General features: G+C 37.8%; 1 protein-coding gene. It reads left to right on the top strand.

Translation table 11 applies throughout. From position 1 onward, the window contains the following. The coding region (locus tag RCF13_RS17800; protein WP_308141405.1) for a helix-turn-helix transcriptional regulator at positions 1–550 on the top strand (550 nt) is incomplete at both ends.

Genomic DNA, 550 nt, shown 5'->3' with positions numbered 1-550 from the left:
GGGCTTTTTATGAACAGTGAACAGGAAAGAAAAAAAGAACTCGGAAATTTTTTGAAGTCTAGACGCAACCGACTTTCTCCACAAGATTTTGGATTACCAATTAGTTCACGCAGAAAAACCAAAGGATTACGTCGTGAAGAAGTAGCACAACTAGCTAATATTGGGGTAACTTGGTACACGTGGATTGAGCAAGGCCGAGATATCCAAGTCTCAATACAGGCTTTAGAAAGTTTAGCTGATGCCTTACGCTTAGATAAAGAAGAACGTGAGCATATGTTTTTATTAGCTCATCAACAGTTACCTCCTGAAAAGCCTTTAAAAACTGATGACGAAGTAAGCCCTGTACTACAAAATTTTATAGATGATTTAAAGTTTTACCCGATATATGTAACAGATCAACTTTGGGATGTTGTAACCTGGAACCGTGTTGCAAGTGCAGTATTTGGAGATTTTGAAACTATGAGTTTCAAAGAAAGAAATGCAGTTTGGAGATGTTTTGCCTCTCAAGAATATCGAACCTTATTAGCAAATGATTGGGAGGCCCATGCAA

Source organism: Stenotrophomonas maltophilia group sp. RNC7 (genome assembly GCF_030910085.1).
In the GTDB taxonomy this organism is placed as follows: domain Bacteria; phylum Pseudomonadota; class Gammaproteobacteria; order Xanthomonadales; family Xanthomonadaceae; genus Stenotrophomonas; species Stenotrophomonas sepilia.
Note: the sequence above shows the minus strand (reverse complement) of the source record. Positions and strands in the feature narration are given on the sequence as shown.